Annotated in this window: 16 protein-coding genes; 6 read left to right on the top strand and 10 right to left on the bottom strand. The window is 65.6% G+C overall.

Annotation, left to right across the window (positions count from 1 at the left end):
* Positions 1-54 precede the first annotated feature (54 nt).
* The gene (locus VSR72_RS13150) at positions 55-2406 is read right to left on the bottom strand and encodes a Tex family protein (RefSeq protein WP_342952787.1); all 2352 of its coding nucleotides are present in this window, start codon (positions 2404-2406) and stop codon (positions 55-57) included.
* Positions 2407-2649: 243 nt separating this feature from the next.
* Between VSR72_RS13150 and VSR72_RS13145 the strand changes: the two genes are divergently transcribed.
* The 3 genes from VSR72_RS13145 (at position 2650) to VSR72_RS13135 (ending at position 6283) form a co-directional block, all read left to right on the top strand.
* On the top strand, positions 2650-3609 hold the full coding sequence (locus tag VSR72_RS13145) for a colicin transporter (RefSeq protein WP_342952974.1): 960 nt from the start codon (positions 2650-2652) through the stop codon (positions 3607-3609).
* A gap of 87 nt (positions 3610-3696) precedes the next feature.
* Positions 3697-3930, top strand: coding sequence for a DUF465 domain-containing protein (locus VSR72_RS13140; RefSeq protein WP_028204122.1), 234 nt, complete (start codon positions 3697-3699; stop codon positions 3928-3930).
* A gap of 76 nt (positions 3931-4006) precedes the next feature.
* Entirely contained in the window at positions 4007-6283 is a 2277-nt protein-coding gene (locus tag VSR72_RS13135; protein WP_342952786.1) for an ATP-dependent DNA helicase, read from the top strand.
* Between the two features lie 167 nt (positions 6284-6450).
* On the opposite strand, the gene VSR72_RS13130 is transcribed toward VSR72_RS13135, so the two are convergent.
* Together VSR72_RS13130 and VSR72_RS13125 are read right to left on the bottom strand one after the other, a co-directional pair.
* Entirely contained in the window at positions 6451-6726 is a 276-nt protein-coding gene (locus VSR72_RS13130; RefSeq protein WP_112172866.1) for a hypothetical protein, read from the bottom strand.
* Between the two features lie 232 nt (positions 6727-6958).
* A complete protein-coding gene (locus VSR72_RS13125) occupies positions 6959-8191 on the bottom strand; it encodes a cupin domain-containing protein (RefSeq protein WP_342952785.1) in 1233 nt (410 codons plus the stop codon).
* A gap of 32 nt (positions 8192-8223) precedes the next feature.
* On the opposite strand from VSR72_RS13125, the gene VSR72_RS13120 reads away from it, so the two are divergent.
* Positions 8224-8769, top strand: a complete 546-nt coding sequence (locus VSR72_RS13120; protein ID WP_342952784.1) for a peptidylprolyl isomerase — start codon at positions 8224-8226, stop codon at positions 8767-8769.
* Between the two features lie 7 nt (positions 8770-8776).
* On the opposite strand, the gene VSR72_RS13115 is transcribed toward VSR72_RS13120, so the two are convergent.
* From VSR72_RS13115 to VSR72_RS13100, 4 genes are all read right to left on the bottom strand, one after another.
* A complete protein-coding gene (locus tag VSR72_RS13115) occupies positions 8777-10132 on the bottom strand; it encodes a hypothetical protein (protein ID WP_342952783.1) in 1356 nt (451 codons plus the stop codon).
* A 100-nt stretch (positions 10133-10232) separates the two neighbouring features.
* A complete protein-coding gene (mutS, locus tag VSR72_RS13110) occupies positions 10233-12920 on the bottom strand; it encodes a DNA mismatch repair protein MutS (RefSeq protein WP_342952782.1) in 2688 nt (895 codons plus the stop codon).
* Positions 12921-13016: 96 nt separating this feature from the next.
* Positions 13017-14315 (bottom strand): lysophospholipid transporter LplT, encoded by a 1299-nt coding sequence (gene lplT / locus VSR72_RS13105; protein ID WP_342952781.1) that lies wholly within the window; start codon positions 14313-14315, stop codon positions 13017-13019.
* Positions 14316-14425: 110 nt separating this feature from the next.
* Positions 14426-15226 carry an inositol monophosphatase family protein gene (locus VSR72_RS13100; RefSeq protein ID WP_342952780.1) on the bottom strand — a complete coding sequence of 267 codons (801 nt, stop codon included), beginning with the start codon at positions 15224-15226 and terminating at the stop codon, positions 14426-14428.
* A 537-nt stretch (positions 15227-15763) separates the two neighbouring features.
* Here VSR72_RS13100 and VSR72_RS13095 point away from each other — a divergent pair.
* The gene (locus VSR72_RS13095; protein ID WP_342952973.1) at positions 15764-16570 is read left to right on the top strand and encodes an RNA methyltransferase; all 807 of its coding nucleotides are present in this window, start codon (positions 15764-15766) and stop codon (positions 16568-16570) included.
* Between the two features lie 207 nt (positions 16571-16777).
* Entirely contained in the window at positions 16778-17605 is an 828-nt protein-coding gene (gene cysE, locus VSR72_RS13090; RefSeq protein WP_342952779.1) for a serine O-acetyltransferase, read from the top strand.
* A gap of 50 nt (positions 17606-17655) precedes the next feature.
* Here the strand turns inward: cysE and VSR72_RS13085 are convergent, their stop codons facing one another.
* The 3 genes from VSR72_RS13085 to VSR72_RS13075 form a co-directional block, all read right to left on the bottom strand.
* On the bottom strand, positions 17656-18453 hold the full coding sequence (locus VSR72_RS13085; RefSeq protein WP_342952778.1) for a UDP-2,3-diacylglucosamine diphosphatase: 798 nt from the start codon (positions 18451-18453) through the stop codon (positions 17656-17658).
* Positions 18454-18486: 33 nt separating this feature from the next.
* Entirely contained in the window at positions 18487-18981 is a 495-nt protein-coding gene (locus tag VSR72_RS13080; protein WP_342952777.1) for a peptidylprolyl isomerase, read from the bottom strand.
* A gap of 159 nt (positions 18982-19140) precedes the next feature.
* Complete coding sequence (locus VSR72_RS13075; protein WP_324141487.1) at positions 19141-19725, bottom strand: peptidylprolyl isomerase; 585 nt, start codon at positions 19723-19725, stop codon at positions 19141-19143.
* Between the last annotated feature and the right edge of the window lie 31 nt (positions 19726-19756).

The raw sequence follows: 19756 nt of genomic DNA, 5'->3' as shown, positions 1-19756 counted from the left end.
TTTTGTTGCGCATGCAACGTGAGCCGCGGCGGCCCACGTTAAGTCATGCGGACATCAGCGTTGCTTGAGCTTCGCGAATGCCGCCGCCATTGCGCCTGCCGGTTCCGCATCGCGCGAACGCTGGCCGCCGCGGTTATCGCGATTGCCACCGCCGCGATTGTCGCGGTTGCCGGACTGTCCCGCGCTGCCGCCGCTGCGCGGCGCGCCGGCGCTCGCGGGGTCGTCGTCCAGGCGCATCGTGAGTGCGATGCGCTGACGCTTCACGTCGACGTCTAGCACCTTCACCTTCACGACCTGGCCGGCCTTCACGACTTCGTGCGGGTCCTTGATGAACTTCGTCGACAGGGCGGAGACGTGTACGAGCCCGTCCTGATGCACGCCCACGTCGATGAACGCGCCGAACGCGGCGACGTTCGTTACGACGCCTTCGAGCAGCATGCCCGGCACGAGGTCGGACACCTTCTCGACGCCATCGCGGAACGTTGCCGTCTTGAACTCGGGGCGCGGATCGCGGCCCGGCTTTTCCAGCTCGCTCAGGATGTCGCGCACCGTCGGCAGACCGAAACGTTCATCCACAAACTCGGTGGGCGCGAGGCCCGAAAGCGCTTCGCGGCTGCCGAGCACGTCGCCGATCGTGCGCTTGATCTTCGCAAGCATGCGCTCGACGACGGGGTACGCTTCCGGGTGCACCGACGAACGATCGAGCGGATTGTCGCCGCCGTTGATGCGCAGGAAGCCGGCGGCTTGCTCGAAGGTCTTGTCGCCCAGACGCGGCACCTTCTTCAGATGCTCGCGCGAAGGGAAGGGGCCGTTCGCGTCGCGGAAATCGACGATATTGCGCGCGAGTGTCGAGTTCAGACCCGACACGCGCGCGAGCAGCGCAACGGAGGCCGTGTTCGCATCGACGCCCACGGCGTTCACGCAATCTTCGACCACGGCGTCGAGCGAACGTGCGAGTTCGCGCTGGTTCACGTCGTGCTGATACTGACCCACGCCAATCGCCTTCGGCTCGATCTTCACGAGTTCGGCGAGCGGGTCTTGCAGACGGCGGGCAATCGATACGGCGCCGCGCAGCGAAACGTCGAGCTCGGGGAATTCCTTCGCGGCCAGTTCGGACGCCGAATAAACCGATGCCCCGGCTTCGGAAACCACGATCTTCTGCAGCTTAAGCTCCGGGTGCTTCGAGATCAGTTCGCTCGCGAGCTTGTCGGTTTCACGCGAGGCCGTGCCGTTGCCGATGCTGATGAGTTCCGCTTGCGTCTGCGCGGCGATGCGCGCGAGCTTCGCAAGCGAGCCGTCCCAGTCGCGACGCGGTTCGTGCGGGTAGATCGTGTCGGTGGCGAGCAGCTTGCCCGTGCGGTCGACCACGGCGACCTTCACGCCTGTGCGCAGGCCCGGATCGAGGCCGATCACGGCCTTCGGGCCAGCCGGCGCGGCAAGCAGCAGATCCTTGAGATTGCGCGCGAACACGCGGATCGCTTCGTTTTCGGCCTGTTCGCGCAGGTTCGTGAGCAGCTCGTTTTCGATATGCGGCTGCACCTTCACGCGCCAGCACCAGCGGCACACGTCGGAGAGCCATTTGTCGGCCGGGCGGTTCTGGTTCGCAATGCCGAAGTGGCGCGCGATCATCGCTTCGCCCGGATGCGGCACCTGCGCGTCCAGCTCGCCGCCCAGACCGAGCTTGACCATCAGCACGCCGGCGTTGCGGCCGCGGAACAGCGCGAGCGCGCGGTGCGACGGCACGGTCTTGATGGTCTCGGAATAGTCGTAGTAGTCGCGGAACTTCTCGCCTTCCTCGTTTTCCTTGCCTTCGACCACGCTCGACATCACCACGCCCTGGTTGAACAGCCAGTCGCGCAGCTTGCCCAGCAGCTCGGCCGTTTCGCCGAACTGCTCGGAGAGGATGTCGCGCGCGCCGTCGAGCGCGGCCTTCACGTCGGCGACGCCCTTCTCGGCGTCCACGTACTGTGCCGCTTCCGTTTGCGGGTCGAGCAGCGGGTTCGCGAGCAGCGCGTCGGCGAGCGGCTGCAGGCCGGCTTCGCGTGCGATCTGCGCGCGCGTGCGGCGCTTGGGCTTGTACGGCAGATAGAGGTCTTCCAGGACCTGCTTGCTGTCGGCGGCTTCGATGGCGCTGCGCAATTCATCGGTGAGCTTGCCTTGTTCCTCGATGCTCGCGAGGATCGTCGCGCGGCGGTCTTCGAGTTCGCGCAGATAGAGCAGGCGTTCTTCGAGCGTACGCAGTTGCGTATCGTCGAGATTGCCCGTGACTTCCTTGCGGTAGCGGGCGATGAACGGAACGGTCGAGCCTTCGTCGAGAAGCTGCACGGCGGCTGCGACCTGGCGCGGCTGCACGCTCAGTTCAGTGGCGATACGCTGGACGATCTTGAGTGCTACGGTTTCCGTCATAGGGTCTGGATATTCCTGCGAGGATCGGATTGCGGTCCGGGTTTGCGGTCCGGCGGCCGGTGCGGGCTCGAACGCCCGGGGCGCCCGGTGTGCAGAAAGGCACGTTGCCGGGTGCGTCCGCCGGCCGGTGGAGCGGGGCATTTTGCCATAAATGGCCGAGCGCTCAACCCGGGGGGTGTTAGAATTTCAGCCATGTTCCGCTGACCATAGAAGACGTTGACGACCTCCCGCTTCTCCCCCGATTTGCCCCTTGCCCAGTTTCGCACGCCTGTTGGCGTCACTCGGCGGTTCCCCGCTCTTGGGGCAATTTGTGCCATCGCGTTGAGTCTGGGGGCGAGCGTTCCGGCCCTCGCGCAGGCGGTCGGGGTGTCCGGGCCGCTGCAGCAGCAAGGCGCGGCAAGTGCGCCGGTGCAGCCAGCGGCTTTGGGCAACGCGCCGCTTGCAGCGTCTGGTGTGGTGGGGGAGGCCGGCGCGCCGGCGTCGCAGCAGAGCGATTTCGACGCGCGGCAACAGGTGCTGGACCGTCGTAGCGCGGAGAACGACTATCAGTATGCAGTCGCGCAGCACAACTGCTACAGCACGTTCTTCGTGAATCATTGCATCGGCAAGGCGCGCGACAAGATGCGTGTCGTGCAGGCCGATATCCGCCGCGAGCAACTGGCGCTCGACGACGAAAAACGTGCCGCGCACGCGCAGCAGCGTGACCAGCAGGCCGCATTGCAGCGTGCGCAGGACGAAGCCAATGCGCCGCAGCGCGCCGCCAACGAAGCGGCTAGCGCACAGGCGTTTGAGCAGAAGCAGCAGCAACACGCGCTCGATCAGGCGCAGCGCCAGGCCGAGGCGCCGCAGCGTGCGGCGAACGAGCAGGCGTATCAGGACAAGCAGCGGCAGCATGCGCTGGCAGAGGCACAGCGTCAGGGCGAGCAATCGCAGCGCAACGCGAACCAGGCGGCGTACGACCAGAAGCAGGCGAACTACCAGAACCAGCTGGACGAAGCGCGCCGCCAGGGCGAGCAAAAGGCTCAGGAACGCGCCGACAAGGCCCAGCGCTACACGCAGAAGCAGGAAGACGCGGCGAAGCATAAGGCCGACGTCGAAGAGCGTCAGAAACAGGCGGCCGAGAAGGCGCAGCAAAAGCAGCAACAAGAACAACAGCAGCAGCAACAGCAAAAGCAGCAGCAGGAAGAACAGCAGGACCAGTAGCACGAGTAGCACGCTTTTTCAGCCGGACTGCAACCTCAGGCGCGTCGTCCTTCGCAAGCGCGCGCCGCATATGTCGAGGAGGCGAGCATGCGCGAGCATCGTGAAGTCAAGACCGAGGTCCTTCGTGACCGCATTCTGCAGCTGGAATCGGAACATGGCGATCTGGACCGCCTGATAGACAGGATGTCCGACACCCCGGACTATGACGATCTCGAACTGCAGAGGCTGAAGAAGCGCAAGCTCAAGGTCAAGGACAACATCCTCCTGTTGCAACTGCAGCTGGACCCCGATTCAACGAAGACTTCGGACGGGCACGCCTGATCCCGGGTCCTGGCAGGCGCCGGGGCGCGGCAGTCGGCGCGTTGCGCCGTTCCGGACCGAGCAGGAACCGCTTGCCTTGAATTCAACGACCGTTTCCCGTTCCCGGCCCGCGCGCGAAGGCGGCGCGCCGGAGGCCGACGCGCGTGCGGCGCAAACTGCCGCAGCACCCATGTTGAGCGCCCGCCGCGTCGCCGAGCTCGAAGAGCTCTTCGCGGCCGACGGCTTGCTCGCCCGCGAGATCGACGGCTATCGCCCGCGCGCAGCGCAGATCGAAATGGCGCGCGCGGTCGCGGCCGCGATGGAAGCCGCCGCGCAATCCCAGCCCGACCCGGCGATGTTCGAACTCCAGTCGCGCCCGGCGCGGCGGGTCGAGCGCGGCGCGCCGGCGCCGGCGCAGTCTGGCGCGGAGGAAGCGGCGCGCGCCGCAGCCGAGAACGGCGACAACACGCTGATCGTCGAGGCGGGCACGGGCACCGGCAAGACCTACGCGTACCTCGTGCCAGCGATGCTGTGGGGTGGCAAGGTGGTCGTCTCGACGGGCACGAAGCACTTGCAGGACCAGCTTTTCGCGCGCGATATACCCACGGTGCGCGACGCCCTCGCGGTGCCTGTGAGCGTCGCGATGCTCAAGGGCCGCGCGAACTATCTGTGTCACTACTACCTGCAGCGCACCGCCGATAATGGCCGGCTGCCGTCGCGCCAGGAAACCGCGTATCTGCAGGAAATCGTGCGCTTCGCGAAGATCACGCGCTCGGGCGACAAGGCCGAGCTTGCGAGCGTGCCTGAGACCGCGGCCGTGTGGTCGATGGTCACATCGACGCGCGATAACTGTCTTGGCCAGGAGTGTCCGCATTATAAGGACTGCTTCGTGATGCAGGCGCGCCGCGAGGCGCAGCAGGCCGATATCGTGGTGGTGAATCACCACCTGTTCTTCGCCGACATCATGCTGCGCGACACCGGCATGGCCGAACTGCTGCCGAGCGCGAACACGATCATCTTTGACGAAGCGCATCAGCTGCCCGAAACGGCTACGCTCTTTTTCGGCGAAACGCTCTCGACTGCGCAGTTCCTCGAACTCGCGCGCGATTGCGTGGCCGAAGGCCTGAGCCACGCGCGCGATGCGGTGGAGTGGGTCAAGCTCGGTGCGGCGCTTGAGCGCGCCGCGCGCGACGTGCGCCTCGCGTTCAAGGAAGATTCGCTGCGGCTGTCGATCACGCAGTTGCCTGAAGATCACCCGCTCTTCGATGCGCTCGATGCGCTGCAGACCGAATTGGGCGCGCTTGCCACGGCGCTCGCAGGTCAGGCCGAGCGCGCCGAATCGATTGGAGCTTGCCTGCGCCGCGCGCGCGAGCTGCAGGGTATCCTCGCGGGCTGGACCGTGCCGCAGGGCGCCGCGCCGGCGCGCGACACACGCAAGGCCGACGCCGATGGGCAGGACGAAAGCGCCCACGCGGCGGACGACGCGGACGAGAAAGTCCGCTGGGTCGAGGTGTTCTCGCATACGGTGCAGCTGCACGAAACTCCGCTATCCGTGGCGCCGATCTTTGCGAAGCAGCGCGCCGGCGTGCCGCGCACGTGGGTCTTCACGTCGGCCACGCTTTCGGTACGCGGCGACTTCACGCACTACGCAGCGCAGATGGGCCTGAGTTCGCGCCGCTCGATGACGCTGCCGAGCCCGTTCGACTATCCCACGCAAGGCCTGCTTTACGTGCCGCGCAACATGCCGCAGCCGTCGTCGCCGCAGTTCACCGACGCCGTGTTCGATGCGGCGCTGCCGGCGATCGAGGCTTCGGGCGGCGGTGTCTTCATGCTGTGCACGACGTTGCGCGCCGTCGACCGCATCGCCCAGAAGCTGCGCGACACGATCGAGGCACGAGGCTGGAGTACGCCGCTGCTCGTGCAGGGCGACGCGAGCCGTACGGAACTGCTAGAGCGCTTCCGCGCCTATGGCAATGCGATTCTCGTGGGCAGCCAGAGCTTCTGGGAAGGCGTGGACGTGCGCGGCGACGCTCTCTCGCTCGTGGTCATCGACAAGCTGCCGTTCGCGCCGCCCGACGATCCGGTACTGGCGGCGCGCCTCGACGCGCTGGCAAAGAAAGGCCTGAGCCCGTTCGCGGTCCACCAGCTCCCGCAGGCGGTGATCACGCTCAAGCAGGGGGCGGGCCGATTGATCCGTGCGGAAACTGACCGTGGCGTGTTGATGATTTGCGACACCCGTCTCGTCGACAAGCCGTATGGCCGCCGCATCTGGCAAAGCCTGCCGCCGTTCAAGCGGACCCGGGAGATCGAAGTGGTGCAGGCGTTCTTCGAAGAGAAGAACGAGGAGGCGGGGGAGCGGGGCGAGGCAGATTAAGCCTCATGCGCATCGCATAACAAAAAAGCCACGAACGTGAGTTCGTGGCTTTTTTGCTTGCCCGCCGTATGTCCGAAGCGCGTTTGACGCAAGCAGCAGACCGTACGACAGTTCGCTGCGATGCCCACCGGGACCGAAGTCCCGCGCGAGCGTCGCACGAACGCAACTTACTGGCTTGCGCCCGAAGCAGCAGCCGGAGCCGAAGCGCCTGCGTCCGAAGCAGCAGCGCCAGCGTCCGAAGCAGCGGCGGTAGCCGAAGCAGCAGCGTCGCTCGCAGCAGCAGCAGCGCCCGAAGCAGCAGCAGCCGCATCCGAAGCAGCAGCAGCCGGTGCCGAAGCGGCAGCAGCATCGCTAGCCGGCGCAGCAGCTTGGTCGCTGCTCTTGTTGCACGCAGCGAGTGCAACAGCTGCCAGCAGGGATGCTACGAGGAGGGATTTCTTCATGATCACGTCCTTTTATGGTTAAAGGTAAGCAACAGCGCAAAATAATACCGGTAAATGTGCCCCAACACCGACCTGAGCCGCTGGTGGAGACGCACTGCAAGAGCGTGAATCTTCCCTACGGCCTGGCCGGAAATTATAGGCACTTTCGTATCGACCGTCGACAAATCCGGGGACAATACGTTGTCTTTCTCATACAAGCACTATTTTAGTACGGTATAACAGTCCGAAGCGCTTAGGCAAGCACCCCGGTCCGAATCCAGCCCGCACGATACCACTCGTGTAGCAACGCTGTCACACACGAATCGTGTGAGAGTGTTACAAAGCGTTTCCCGTCCATAGAGCGCCTGTCGGCCAGTGCCGGCAGCCACTTTCTTGCCTCTTTGAGCAAGTACTGTTCCCCATTCAGGTAATACGACCGCGAATCGTAAAGCAGGATTGTCCTGCGGTCGAGTGTTATCCCATTTTTTGCCGCTTGCGCAACGAAACGGGCTTCGTCGAGCGGTTTTTCGGGGGCGTCGAACACAACATTGGCTTTCGGTTCAGACAGCCACGAGCCTACGAAAGAGGAGACGTCGGCGTCGCTCCAGCGCACTTTAGCAAGCACGCCGCCAACACGCTCTACGAGTGCCGGAGGCAGTTGTGCGGGATGTGCAACAGCCGGCTGATCGGGGTCGCGATAAAGCGTGGGCTTGCTGTCGTCGTCGTGGGCGCCGCGCTCGGCGAGCCAGTAAAGAAACTGGCTCGTCAATTCATTCGTGGAAGGAGAACGAAAGCCGATCGAGCACGTCATGCATTCGCCCTCGGCGATGCCGTCGTGCGCGATATGCGGCGGCAGGTATAGCATGTCGCCGGGCTCCAGCACCCACTCTTCTTCAGGTTCGAAGTTCGCGAGAATCTTGAGCGGCAAGCCTTCCTGCAGCGACAGGTCGCGCTGGGCGCCAATGCGCCAGCGGCGCTTGCCGTGAACCTGCAACAGGAAGACATCATACGAATCGAAGTGCGGGCCGACGCCGCCGCCGTCCGATGCGTACGAGATCATGAGGTCGTCGAGCCGTGCGTCGGGCGCGAAACGAAAGCGCTCGAGCAGCGCGCGCGCGCGGTCGTCGTGCAGGTCGGCGCCTTGCACGAGGAGCGTCCACTGGCGGGTCTTCGGCGTGGGCAGTTCGTCGGGCGAGAACGGACCCTGTTCGAGCGCCCAGCGGCGGCGAAAATGGGTGATGAGGCGCGACTCGACATCGTCGCTGTCCGCGAGCGCGAAGAGCTCGTCACGCGAGAGCGGGGCTTCGATGTCGGGAATCGCCTGGCGGATCAGGAGGGGCTTTTTCTGCCAGTATTTGCGCATGAACTGCGCCGGGGTCAGGCCGCCCAGAAGCGGCGTGGCAACATCGGGCGCGGGGCATGCCAGGGGGAGGGAGGCGCGCTGCTTGCGCGCGTCCACCGGGTGGTCTGGGGACCGCTTCGGCATCGTATAATGTGGTCTGTAATCTGGAGGAACGAATGAAAATTGCAAAGGACACCGTCGTGTCGGTCGCTTACAAGCTATCGGATGCGCAGGGCAATCTGATTGAAGAAAGCGACGAGCCGATGGTCTATCTGCACGGCGGCTATGATGGCACGTTCCCCAAGATCGAGGAAGTGCTGGACGGCCACGAGCCGGGCTTCGAGACCCAGATCCAGCTTGAGCCGCAGGACGCTTTCGGGGAATACGATCCCGATCTCGTGAAGATCGAACCGCGCAACCGCTTTCCCGAGCCGCTCGAAGTCGGCATGCAGTTCGAAGGCACGCCAGAAGAAGGCGACGAAGATCTCGACACGCTCATCTATACGGTCACTGACGTGGCGGAAGACAAGGTCGTGCTCGACGGCAATCATCCGCTTGCAGGCATGGCGCTGCGTTTCGCGCTCACGGTCAAGGAAGTGCGCGTAGCCACCGAAGATGAAATCGAACATGAGCACGCGCATGGCGCGGACGGCCTCGAAATCGTGGACGAAGACGAAGAAGACGACGGCGAAGAAGGCGCCTCGAAACCCACCCTGCACTAATCGCTGATCAATGCGTGAAGCCGCCCGACGCCGGAGCGCCGGGCGGTTGCGACTGGGGCAGCTGGCCCGTACCGCCGCTGCTTTCACCGCTGTTTCCCCCACCGTTGCCATTCAGGCCGTTCTGGCCATTCGCATCATTCCTGCCATTTAGTCCATTCTGGCCACCCTGCGTCGGCCACGTCGGCATCAGCGCGCCGTTTCCGGCCGGCGGGAAGCCCGGGGGCACGGCGGTTCCCGGTGCACCTGGCGCCGCCGGCGCGACGCCGGGCGATTGGGGCATGCCGGGAATCTCGGTCACGTCCGGCATCGACGACACTTCGGGCATTTCCGGCATCGCGGGCGACGGTCCTGCGCCTGTCAGGTTCGACGACGGCTGCGTGGGCAATAGCGGCAGATGTTTCGGTACATCGCGCACGCTCACGCGCAGCGGCGTGCGGCGCGCCATGTCGGCGTCCACCTGCAGCCATTGCGTCATGGGATCGCGCAGGGAGAACGCAATGCGCGTGACGTTTTCCATCCTCACGCCCTTATCGTTGCGCAGCGGCTGGTCGATCGTAAAGCCGTGTGCGAGCTTCGAGTCGTCCGCGTTCACCACGATGATCTGGCCACGGAAAATCTCGGCGAGCTTCACGAGGCTGCGGCGCAACTCGAGATAGCCGTCTCGCGGCGCGCGGCGAAAGCGCAGCCAGGCGAAGCGGTCGGGGCGCTCGTAATGCTCGGGCATCGCGTTGCCCTGCATGAAGATGACGATCGCACGCGCGTTGCGGCGCTTCGCATACTCGGCCGCATGTTCGAGCCAGAAGCCGTTGGCGATCACGCGGTCTTCGAACTCGCCATTGCGGCCACCCGCATTGAGATAGTGATTGTTCCCGTCCGGCACGTTCAGTCCGATGAACACGGTGTCGCCGAGCTGCCAGCGCACATTTTCACGATACGGCCGGAAGCGCGAGACTTCGCTCTCGCGCGTGAGCATCAAGGGGGTTTGGCCGAGCGCGTTGGACTCGGAGAAAAAATTCTGACGCAGGAAGTCGAGTCGCTCGGCGGGATCGTAGGCGCCCGTGCCGTTCATGCCGCAAGTGACCCAGTCGCGTTCGCCGGGCACGAACACGAGTGGCGGACGCGACGCGTCGAGGATGTCGTGCCGCCCCTCGTATAAATGATCGGCACAGGTTTCGCGCGCACCTTTGAGATTGCCGTCGTATACGGTGAAGGCAATTTGCGGATCGCGCCCGATGGCGTCGAGGAGCCGCTGCGCCGACGCTTCCTCGGACTGGGAGGTGAGCGCGTTTGCGACGACCGCGAAGGTATAGCGTGGCGCCTGTGCGTGCGCCACGAGCGGTGAAGCCAGCGACGACGCCAGCATCAACGCGCATGACACGCCGCGCATAAATTTCAGATAGCGCGAGCGGCGACTGCCGCGGCCCGCCGGATGCGGTGGCCGCGGCGGCGTCGCGAGGCGACGCTCAGCGTTTCGCGTCCGGCGCAGTCGCCAGCTCATGCAGTTCGTACAACAGGTCGAGCGCGTCGCGCGGGCGCAATTCGTTCGGATCGAGTTCGCGCAGCCGCTGTGCGACGAGCGACGCGCCAAGATCCTCCTCCACGGCGGGCGCTGCGCGATCTTCCACGAACGGTGCTTCGTCCTCGTAGTCGGCGGCGGGTGCGGCGAACAGGTCGAGTTGCGGCGTGGGTTGCCCCGCCGATTGCTGCTCCAGATGCACGAGATGCTTGCGTGCGGCGCGGATCACGGCGGCCGGCACACCCGCGAGCTGGGCGACCTGCAGGCCGTAGCTCTGATTCGCCGGGCCTTCCTGCACCGCATGCAGGAAGACGATGCCATGACCGTGCTCGACGGCCGAAAGATGCACGTTCGCCGCCTGTGCGAATTCGGCCGGCAGTTGCGTGAGCTCGAAGTAGTGCGTGGCGAAGAGCGTGTGGCAACCGTTGTGCGCGAGCAGATGTCGCGCGATGGCCCAAGCGAGCGCGAGGCCGTCGAACGTCGACGTACCGCGACCGATTTCGTCCATCAGCACGAGGCTTTGCGGCGTCGCGTCGTTGAGAATGGCCGCGGCTTCGGTCATCTCGACCATGAAGGTCGAGCGGCCGCCCGCCAGGTCGTCGGCGGCGCCGATGCGCGTGAAGATGCGGTCGATTGGCCCGAAGCTTGCGCGCTTTGCCGGCACGTAGCTGCCCACGTAAGCGAGCAGGGCGATGAGCGCGGTCTGCCGCATGAAGGTCGATTTACCGCCCATGTTGGGGCCGGTGATGAGCAGCAGCTTGCGCTCGGCAGAAAGCAGACAGTCGTTGGCGATGAACTGCTCGACCTGCGCTTCGACCACCGGATGTCGGCCCTGCTCGATCTCGATGCCGGGTGCTTCCGTGAACGTGGGCGCGTTCCAGTCGAGTGCGCGGGCGCGCTCCGCGAACGCGGCCAGCAGGTCGAGTTCCGCGAGCGCAGCGGCCACGCGCTGGCAGTCGGGTATGAACGGCAGCAGCGATTGCAGCAGCGCGTCGTAGAGCGCCTTTTCGCGCGAAAGCGCGCGTTCCTGCGCCGAGAGCGCCTTATCTTCGAACGTCTTGAGTTCCGGCGTGATATAGCGCTCGGCGTTCTTGAGCGTTTGACGGCGGCGATAGTCGTCGGGGACCTTGTCGGTCTGGCCGCGCGTGACTTCGATATAGAAGCCATGCACCTTGTTGTACTCGACGCGCAGATTGCCGATGCCGGTGCGCGTGCGCTCGCGCGTTTCGAGGTCGAGCAGGAACTGGCCGCAGTTCTCGGAGATGTCGCGCAGTTCGTCGAGATCTGCGTCGTAGCCGCGTGCGATCACGCCGCCGTCTCGCACCATGGCGGCGGGTTCCGGCGCGACCGCGCGTTGCAGCAGCGCTGCGCACTCGGCGGGCGGTTCGAGCGCCTCGGCGATGTGCGCGAGCGACGTGGCCGCGCCGCTAGCGGCTGCGACCTGTTCGCGCAGCGCGGGCAGGGCCGCGAACGTGTCGCGCAGGCTCGAAAGATCGCGGGGGCGCGCGGAAAGCAGCGCGAGCCGCCCGGTGATGCGCTCGACGTCGGCGATCTGGCGCAAGACGCCACGCAGCGTATCGACGCTTGCTTGCGGCGGCGCCTCGAGCAGCGCGCCGATGGCCTGCTGACGCATTTGCGCAATCGCGGCCTCGCGCGGCGGGTGATGGAGCCAGTGCCGCAGCAAGCGGCTGCCCATGGCCGTGCTGCACGTGTCGAGCAGTGAGCAGAGCGTGGGCGATTCGGTGCCGCGCAGCGTTTCCGTGAGTTCGAGATTGCGGCGCGTGGCCGGATCGAGTCCGATGTATTCCGATTCGGCTTCGACCTTCAGGCTGCGCACGTGGCGTAGCTGCTGGCCCTGCGTGGCCGCCGCGTAGAGCAGCAGCGCGCCCGCCGCGCCGCACGCGCTCGCGAGCGTTTGCGCGCCGAAGCCGTCAAGGCTCGCCACGTCGAGCTGGTCGCACAGTCGTTGTTTGCCCGAGCTGACGTCGAAGTGCCAGGCGGGCACGCGGGTGAGCGCGCCCGATCCTGCGGGCGGCGCCCAGGCGGCGGTCTCCGCCGGCATTTCCGCGACGAGAATTTCCGCGGGCCGAATGCGCTCGAACGTCGTGGCGACCTGTTCCGGCGCGACTTCCGCGAGGCGCAGCGCGCCGCTGGCGAGATTGAGCCACGCGAGGCCCACGTTGACGGTCACGCCGCGGCGGTTGTGGCCAGGGCAGACGGCCATCAGGTAGACGTCGTTCTTGTCGGAGAGCAGGGCGGCGTCTGTCAGCGTGCCGGGCGTCACCACGCGCACGACCTTGCGCTCGACCGGGCCCTTGGACGTGGCCGGATCGCCAATCTGCTCGCAGATCGCGACCGACTCGCCCAGCTTCACGAGCTTCGCGAGATATTGCTCGATCGCGTGATGCGGCACGCCCGCCATCTTGATCGGATTGCCCGCCGACGCGCCGCGCTGCGTGAGCGTGAGGTCGAGCAGGCGCGCGGCCTTCTCGGCGTCTTCGAAGAAGAGCTCGTAGAAGTCGCCCATCCGGTAGAACACGAGCGTGCCCGGGTGGTCGGCCTTGATGCGCAGATACTGCTGCATCATGGGAGTGTGTTGCGCGATGTCGGCTGCGCCTGCGGTATGTGTAGCCATCCTCGGTGTCTTGCTAGGGGTTCAGGGCGTGAGTTTAACGCGCGCCGATTGCATGTAAAGCCAGCCTTTCGGCCAACGCCGCCACAGGTGCTGCCATCATTCGTCCACCAGCGCCTGCATGTCCACGGTGCGCGCGTTTGCCGCACTGTGGCGCATGGCGAGCCAGATCATCGTGGAAACGAACACGCCGAACACGACGATGATCCACTGCGCCGGCATCTTCGCAATGAGCAGCAGCGCGTAGGCGCCGAGCATGAGCAGCACTGCGAGATTCTGATTGAAGTTCTGCACCGCGATCGAGTGGCCCGCCGAAAGCAGCGTCGCGCCGCGATGCTGGAGCAGCGCGTTCATCGGCACGATGAAAAAACCGGCGAGCGCGCCGAGCAGCACCATCAGCGGATACGCGAACAGCAGATAGAAGGGCACGATGAACGTGCCGAAGCGCACGCCAACGCCCTGCGGAAAGAGGCCCTTGCTGTAGAACGCCATCCCGATCGCCACCGCGCCGCACAGCACGCCCACGGGCAGCACACGCAACGAGGCGCGCAGCGACACCCATGCGGCTGCCGCGGCTGCGCCGAGCGCGATGCCGAGTCCCGTCACGCCCTGCATCACGGCGGCTTTCGAGAGTGAGAGTCCGAGATTCGCGTCGGCCCACTTGAGTACGAGCAGTTGCAGCGTGACCGCGGCGCCCCACATCAGGGTCGTGACCCAGAGCGCGATCTGCGCGAGCTTGTCGGTCCAGAGCACGTTGAAACTATGCGTGAAATCGCCCATGAGCCGGGCCGGCTCCCTGAGCCGGTTTTCGTAGCGTGCGCCCGTGTCGGGAATGCCGATGTTGATGATCGCGGCGAACACATACGTGCTCATCACGGCGAGCATCGCAAGGTCGGCGGCCGAATGGATGAGCGGCAGCGGATGGCGCGTGACGAAACGGTCGGCGTATGTCGAAACGAGCGCGCCGCCCATCATCGTACCGACGATGGTGGAGAGCACGGTGGCCGATTCGAGCCAGGCATTGGCGGCAATGAGTTTTTCGGCCGGCAGCAATTCCGTCAGGATTCCGTACTTTGCTGGCGAGTACGCCGCCGCGCCGAAACCGACCACGCCGTACGCGAGCATCGGATGCACGCCCGCGATCATCAGCAGACAGCCGCCCGCCTTGAGCGCGTTCGAGACGAACATGACGTGGCGCTTTTGCAGGGCGTCGGCGAACGCGCCCACGAAAGGCGCGAGCAGCACGTAGGAGATCGTGAAGAAGATCTGCAGCAGCGGCGTCACCCAGGCGGGCGAGGCAATTACCGTGAGCAGCGCAATCGCCGCGATGAGGAGCGCATTGTCGGCGAGCGACGACACGAACTGCGCGGCGATGATCGTGTAGAAGCCTTTTTTCATCGGATGCGTGCGTGGTCCTCGTGCGGCGGGGCGGCAGATAAAACAAAAAAGCGGCCGAAGCCGCTCGATGCGCATGCGTGGGCCAGGTTCGACCTGACGCGCATGGGCGCTTACGCCGCCTTCGTGACGCGCGTGTACTTCGAGAGGATCGGCACCATCTGCGCGTAGATCTTCGGGTTGCCCGCGACGACTTCGCCCACGTGCAGGAAGTCCGAATCGCCCGTGTAGTTGCCGATGAGACCGCCGGCTTCCGTCACGAGCAGGCCGCCTGCGGCAACGTCCCACGGATTGAGGCCCTGCTCGAAGAAGCCGTCCATGCGGCCGGCGGCGACGTTGGCCAGATCGAGCGCGGCGGCGCCCGGACGGCGCAGGCCCGCGCACGCGTTGGTCATTGCGGCGAACAGTTCGCAGTAGCTGTCGAGGCCGTCCTTTTCGCGGAACGGAAAGCCGGTGCCGATCAGGCCGTCGGCGAGACGGTCGCGGCGGCCCACGCGGATGCGGCGGTCGTTCAGGAACGCGCCGCGGCCGCGCGAGGCGGTGAAGAGATCGTTACGCGTCGGGTCGTACACCACGGCCTGCGTGACGATGCCCTTGTGCGCGAGCGCGATCGAGACGCAGTAGTACTGGAAGCCGTGGATGAAGTTGGTCGTGCCGTCGAGCGGATCGATGATCCACTGGTACTCGGATTCGTTCTCCGACTGGCCCGATTCCTCGGCGAGGATGGCGTGGTCGGGATAAGCGGTCTTGAGCGTTTCGATGATGGCGGCTTCGGCCGCCTTGTCGACTTCCGTGACGAAATCGTTGTGCTGCTTCTTCGCGACCTGCACGAGGTCGAGGTCGAGCGACGCGCGGTTGATGATCTGTCCGGCGCGGCGCGCGGCCTTGACAGCGATGTTGAGCATGGGATGCATGAGCCAGGATCCTTGTTGTCCGGCGCTCGCGCGAAAGCGTGATGCGCGCCGGTGGTGCAAAAGATAAAAGCGTCTAACGATTGGACAGGGCGCGGGCCTCGAAACGGACCTGCGGAACCTGTCCCGTCAACGGAGACGAATTGGATAAGAGCGGGGCGCGGCGTCGCTGCTTGCCAACAACGTGCCAGCAACTTGCCGGGCGCCAGGCGGGCAGCAACACGGCTGCACGATTCGCCCGACGCGCGCGAAACCGCCATTTTACCCGAGTATCGGCAGTTCTACGGTTTCTCCCGGGCAGGATATCGGGATTTCTATGGATATGGCGTTCGGCCAGCGTGCCCGCCTGTGCAACCGCGGCACGCGGCGGCCTTGCGCGCCAGGCGCCAGAGAACCGCGTGAGCGGCCATCGCCTCGGCGCGAGGCGCGCTAACATAGCGTTTTCAATCTCCTTTTCGCGGTTAGAGAACCATCTTGGCGCACCCCGATTCACCTGCTTCCCACGCGCCGGCGCCGGTTTCCGGCGACGCTCACGAGCCGCTGCGCGGCGGTTTCACTTCCACCCGCTTCGTGCTCGTCGAGCCTAGCCACCCCGGCAATGTCGGCGCGGCGGCGCGCGCGCTGAAGACCATGGGATTCTCGCGCCTCGTGCTCGTGGCGCCGCGCGTGCCGCAGGTCCACTGCGACCCGGAAGCCGTGGCCATGGCGAGCGGCGCCGACGACGTGCTCGCGGCCGCCCACATCGTGCCGACGCTCGCCGACGCGCTGACGGGCGTGCAATGGTCGCTCGCGCTCACGGCGCGCACGCGCGAGTACGGGCCGCCGCCCGCTGCGCCGCGCCAGGCGGTGCAGGACGCCTGCCGTCAGGTGGCGCACGGCGGCGACATCGCGCTCGTGTTCGGCAACGAGCGCACGGGCCTCTCGAACGACGACGTCGAGCGCTGCAGCGCGCTTGCGCACATTCCGGCCAATCCCGCTTATAGCTCGCTCAATCTTGCCCAGGCGGTTCAGGTGCTCTCCTATGAGCTGCGCCTCGCGTACCTCGGCGAGAGCGCGCCCGCTGCGGCATTGCCGGCGGCCGGCGGTGCGCCCGGCGCGTCGCAGCCTGCGGCCGGCTCGCCGCTCGCGACGAGCGACGACATCGAGCGCATGTACGTGCACCTCGAGAACGCGCTCATCTCGCTCGAGTTCCTCGATCCCGCCAATCCGAAGAAGCTGATGTCGCGCTTGCGGCGCCTCTTCGCCCGCTCAGGGCTCGAGCGCGAGGAGGTCAATATCGTGCGCGGCATCGCCAAGCACATCCTCATGCTCAAGGGAAAAGGCGAAGGCCGGGGCGAGAAGCGCTGATCCTCTGCGCCGGCGCTGCGTCCGACCTTGCCGCCGACGGGGACTTCCGACCTCAAATCGGCTTTGCGCCTACAATCGGCTGAAAACCGGCGAAAAATTCATAAGCAAATGCGCGCGGCTGCAATAGCCGCTGCGCCGCTTGCGCGCACGCTGCGGCGTCGTGCGGCCGCCATTCCCCATGTTTCACACGTTTTTAGCGTGACTGCCATGTTCAAGAGACTTCGCGAAGACATTGCCACGATCCGCGAGCGCGATCCCGCCGCCCGCAGCGCGTGGGAGGTCCTGACCTGTTATCCGGGTCTGCATGCGCTCGTGCTGCATCGCTTCGCGCACGCGTGCTGGCGCGCGAAGCGCCGCTGGCTCGCGCGCTACGTTTCGCAGATCGCGCGATTCCTGACGGGCATCGAGATCCATCCGGGTGCCACGATCGGCCGGCGCGTGTTTATCGATCACGGCATGGGCGTCGTGATCGGCGAGACGGCCGAGGTCGGCGACGACTGCACGATCTACCAGGGCGTGACGCTCGGCGGCACGTCGCTCACGCGTGGCGCCAAGCGCCACCCGACGCTGGGCGCGGGCGTGATCGTCGGCGCGGGCGCGAAGGTGCTCGGCGGCTTCACCGTGGGCGCCGGGGCGAAGATCGGCTCGAACGCCGTGGTTGTGAAGCCGGTACCGGAAGGTGCGACGGCGGTGGGCAACCCCGCGCGCGTCGTCGCGCCCGCGAAGACCGCGCCGGTTCAGACCAGGCCGGCTTCGGCGCGCGAGGGCTTTTGCGCATACGGCATCACGCCCAACGCCGACGATCCGGTCTCGCTCGCGATTCACGGTCTGATCGACCACGCAGCCACGCAGACGCAGCGCGTCGACGCCATCGTCGTCGCACTCGAGCGGCTCGGTGCGCGTCTCGAGGCGCTGCACGGCGCCGATGCGGCGCTTGCCGAACTGCGGCGTTTGTCGGAAGGGCTGGAATGCGGCGGCCCGCAAGCCGAAGCGGCGAGCCGCGAAGAAGAAGACAAGGCGCCCGCACGCGTTTGAGGCGTGGCGCGAGGAAGGTACTCAAGGCGAGGCGCTAAAAGCGCTGCACTTCAGTCCAGCGGCAAGACCCTGAACCCTTCGGCGTCCACGCGCAGATAACCGCCGCGTGGCTTGCCGTGATCGAGATCCCAGTCGGGCAAGACCCAACGCGTGCCGCCGGGCTCCTGGTGGCGCGCCGGCCGGTGCGTGTGACCATGCACGATGGTGTTCGCCCGCGCGCGCTTGAAGAGCGCCGCCACACCTTTTGCCGTGACGTCGTACTTCGGCAGGCGCGGCCCGCTGCGCTTGTTTTCGCTCGCGTGGCGCGCGCGCTCGGCGATCGAGCGCCGCCAGCGAAACGGCCACGCGAGAAACAGCAATTGCACGAGCCGGTTGCGCGCGAGCTTGCGAAAGACCTGATAACCGTGATCGTCGGTGCACAACGCGTCGCCATGCGAGAGGGCGAGGCGCGTGCCGAACGCGGTGATCGCGATGGGGTCGGGCAGCCAGATCGCACCTGCGGCTTTCATGAAGCGCTTGCCCATCAGAAAGTCGCGGTTGCCGTGCATGATGTAGAGCGCGATGCCGCGCTCGGAGAGCGTATGCATGAGCGCCGCCATGCGCGCGGGGAACGGATCGGTGAGCATGTCGTCACCGATCCAGTATTCGAAGAGGTCGCCGAGTATGAACACCGAGTCGGCCTGATCGGCCGTGACCCGGATGAAGCGCTCGAACGCGGCGACCGTACGCGGAATTCCTTCATTCAGATGCACATCGGAAATGAACAGGAACGGGCGAGCCGCGTGCGGGCGCTTGCCCTCGCCGGGCACGCCCGCGGCAGCGTGTCGTAAAGCCTTTTCCTGCAGCATCGATGAAGGGTGTGCGTGAGAGTGGTATGAAACTTATTCGACGACGACGGCCTTCTCGATCACGACGTCGTCAACCGGCACGTCCTGATGGAAGCCCTTCGAGCCGGTCTTGACCTTCTTGATCTTGTCGACCACTTCGAGACCTTCCACGACCTTGCCGAACACGGCGTAGCCCCAGCCTTGCGGCGTCGGCGACGAGTGGTTCAGGAAGTCGTTGTCGGCCACGTTGATGAAGAACTGTGCCGATGCCGAATGCGGGTCGTTGGTACGCGCCATGGCGATCGAGCCGCGCTCGTTCTTCAGGCCGTTGTTCGCTTCGTTTTCGACCGGTGCTTCGGTCGGCTTTTGCTTCATGCTGGCGTCGAAGCCGCCGCCCTGGATCATGAATCCGTCGATGACGCGGTGGAACACCGTGCCGTCATAGTGGCCGTTCTTCACATAGTTGAGGAAGTTGGCGACCGTCTTCGGGGCCTTCTCGGCGTTCAGTTCGAGCTTGATGACGCCGTGGTTCGTGTGCAGTTCGACCATGATGGGATCCTTTGCCTGTGGCTGGGGGAGTGAACGTCGCTGCATCGGCAAGAGGCGGGGCGTGGTGCCCAACGCGTGTGCCGGCGCCGCGACGTGCGACGGGTGAGGGCGGCGCTGCCGCCCGGTTAGTCGATGATTAACTGGCGTGTTGCCGGCGCTTTACTTGCCGACGACGGTCGCCGACTCGATCACGATTTCCTTTTGCGGCACATCGGCCATCGGGCCGCGCGAGGTGGTGGGTGCCGCTTCGATCTTCTTCACGACGTCCATGCCCTGCGTGACCTTGCCGAACACGGCATAGCCGTTGCCGTCCGGGTTCGGGTAGTCGAGGCCGGCGTTGTCGACGGTGTTGATGAAGAACTGTGCGGTGGCCGAATTCGGGTCGCTCGTGCGCGCCATCGCGATCGTGCCCGTGAGGTTCTTCAGGCCATTCTTGCTTTCAAGTGCGATAGGGGCGCGCGTGGGCTTCTCGACGAAGCTTTGCGTGTAGCCGCCGCCCTGGATCATGAAGCCGCGAATCACGCGATGAAAGATCGTGCCGTTGTATTGGCCAGCCTTCACGTACTGCAGGAAATTGTCGACGGTCTTCGGCGCTTTCTCCGGATAGAGCTCGACGCGAATGTCGCCTTCACTGGTCTTGAAGAGCACTTGCGGGTGCGCGGCGGCCGGCTGGCCGTTTTGCGCAAAGGCGGGTGCGTTCGCGATCAGAGCGGCGCTGCCGAGCGCCAACATCAACCATTTCATGAGTATCCTCGGAAGTGCGGGAAAAACGTGT

Origin of the sequence: Paraburkholderia sp. JHI869, from assembly GCF_038900775.1 — a bacterium.
Taxonomy (GTDB): Bacteria; Pseudomonadota; Gammaproteobacteria; order Burkholderiales; family Burkholderiaceae; genus Paraburkholderia.
This window is presented reverse-complemented; position numbering and strand designations above follow the sequence as displayed.

Coding starts and splice junctions, on each gene's coding strand:
- VSR72_RS13150 (WP_342952787.1), bottom strand. CDS start 2,406: ATGACGGAAACCGTAGCACTCAAGATCGTCCAGCGTATCGCCACTGAA.
- VSR72_RS13140 (WP_028204122.1), top strand. CDS start 3,697: ATGCGCGAGCATCGTGAAGTCAAGACCGAGGTCCTTCGTGACCGCATT.
- VSR72_RS13130 (WP_112172866.1), bottom strand. CDS start 6,726: ATGAAGAAATCCCTCCTCGTAGCATCCCTGCTGGCAGCTGTTGCACTC.
- VSR72_RS13125 (WP_342952785.1), bottom strand. CDS start 8,191: ATGCCGAAGCGGTCCCCAGACCACCCGGTGGACGCGCGCAAGCAGCGC.
- VSR72_RS13120 (WP_342952784.1), top strand. CDS start 8,224: ATGAAAATTGCAAAGGACACCGTCGTGTCGGTCGCTTACAAGCTATCG.
- VSR72_RS13115 (WP_342952783.1), bottom strand. CDS start 10,132: ATGCTGGCGTCGTCGCTGGCTTCACCGCTCGTGGCGCACGCACAGGCG.
- mutS (WP_342952782.1), bottom strand. CDS start 12,920: ATGGCTACACATACCGCAGGCGCAGCCGACATCGCGCAACACACTCCC.
- lplT (WP_342952781.1), bottom strand. CDS start 14,315: ATGAAAAAAGGCTTCTACACGATCATCGCCGCGCAGTTCGTGTCGTCG.
- VSR72_RS13100 (WP_342952780.1), bottom strand. CDS start 15,226: ATGCATCCCATGCTCAACATCGCTGTCAAGGCCGCGCGCCGCGCCGGA.
- cysE (WP_342952779.1), top strand. CDS start 16,778: ATGTTCAAGAGACTTCGCGAAGACATTGCCACGATCCGCGAGCGCGAT.
- VSR72_RS13085 (WP_342952778.1), bottom strand. CDS start 18,453: ATGCTGCAGGAAAAGGCTTTACGACACGCTGCCGCGGGCGTGCCCGGC.
- VSR72_RS13080 (WP_342952777.1), bottom strand. CDS start 18,981: ATGGTCGAACTGCACACGAACCACGGCGTCATCAAGCTCGAACTGAAC.
- VSR72_RS13075 (WP_324141487.1), bottom strand. CDS start 19,725: ATGAAATGGTTGATGTTGGCGCTCGGCAGCGCCGCTCTGATCGCGAAC.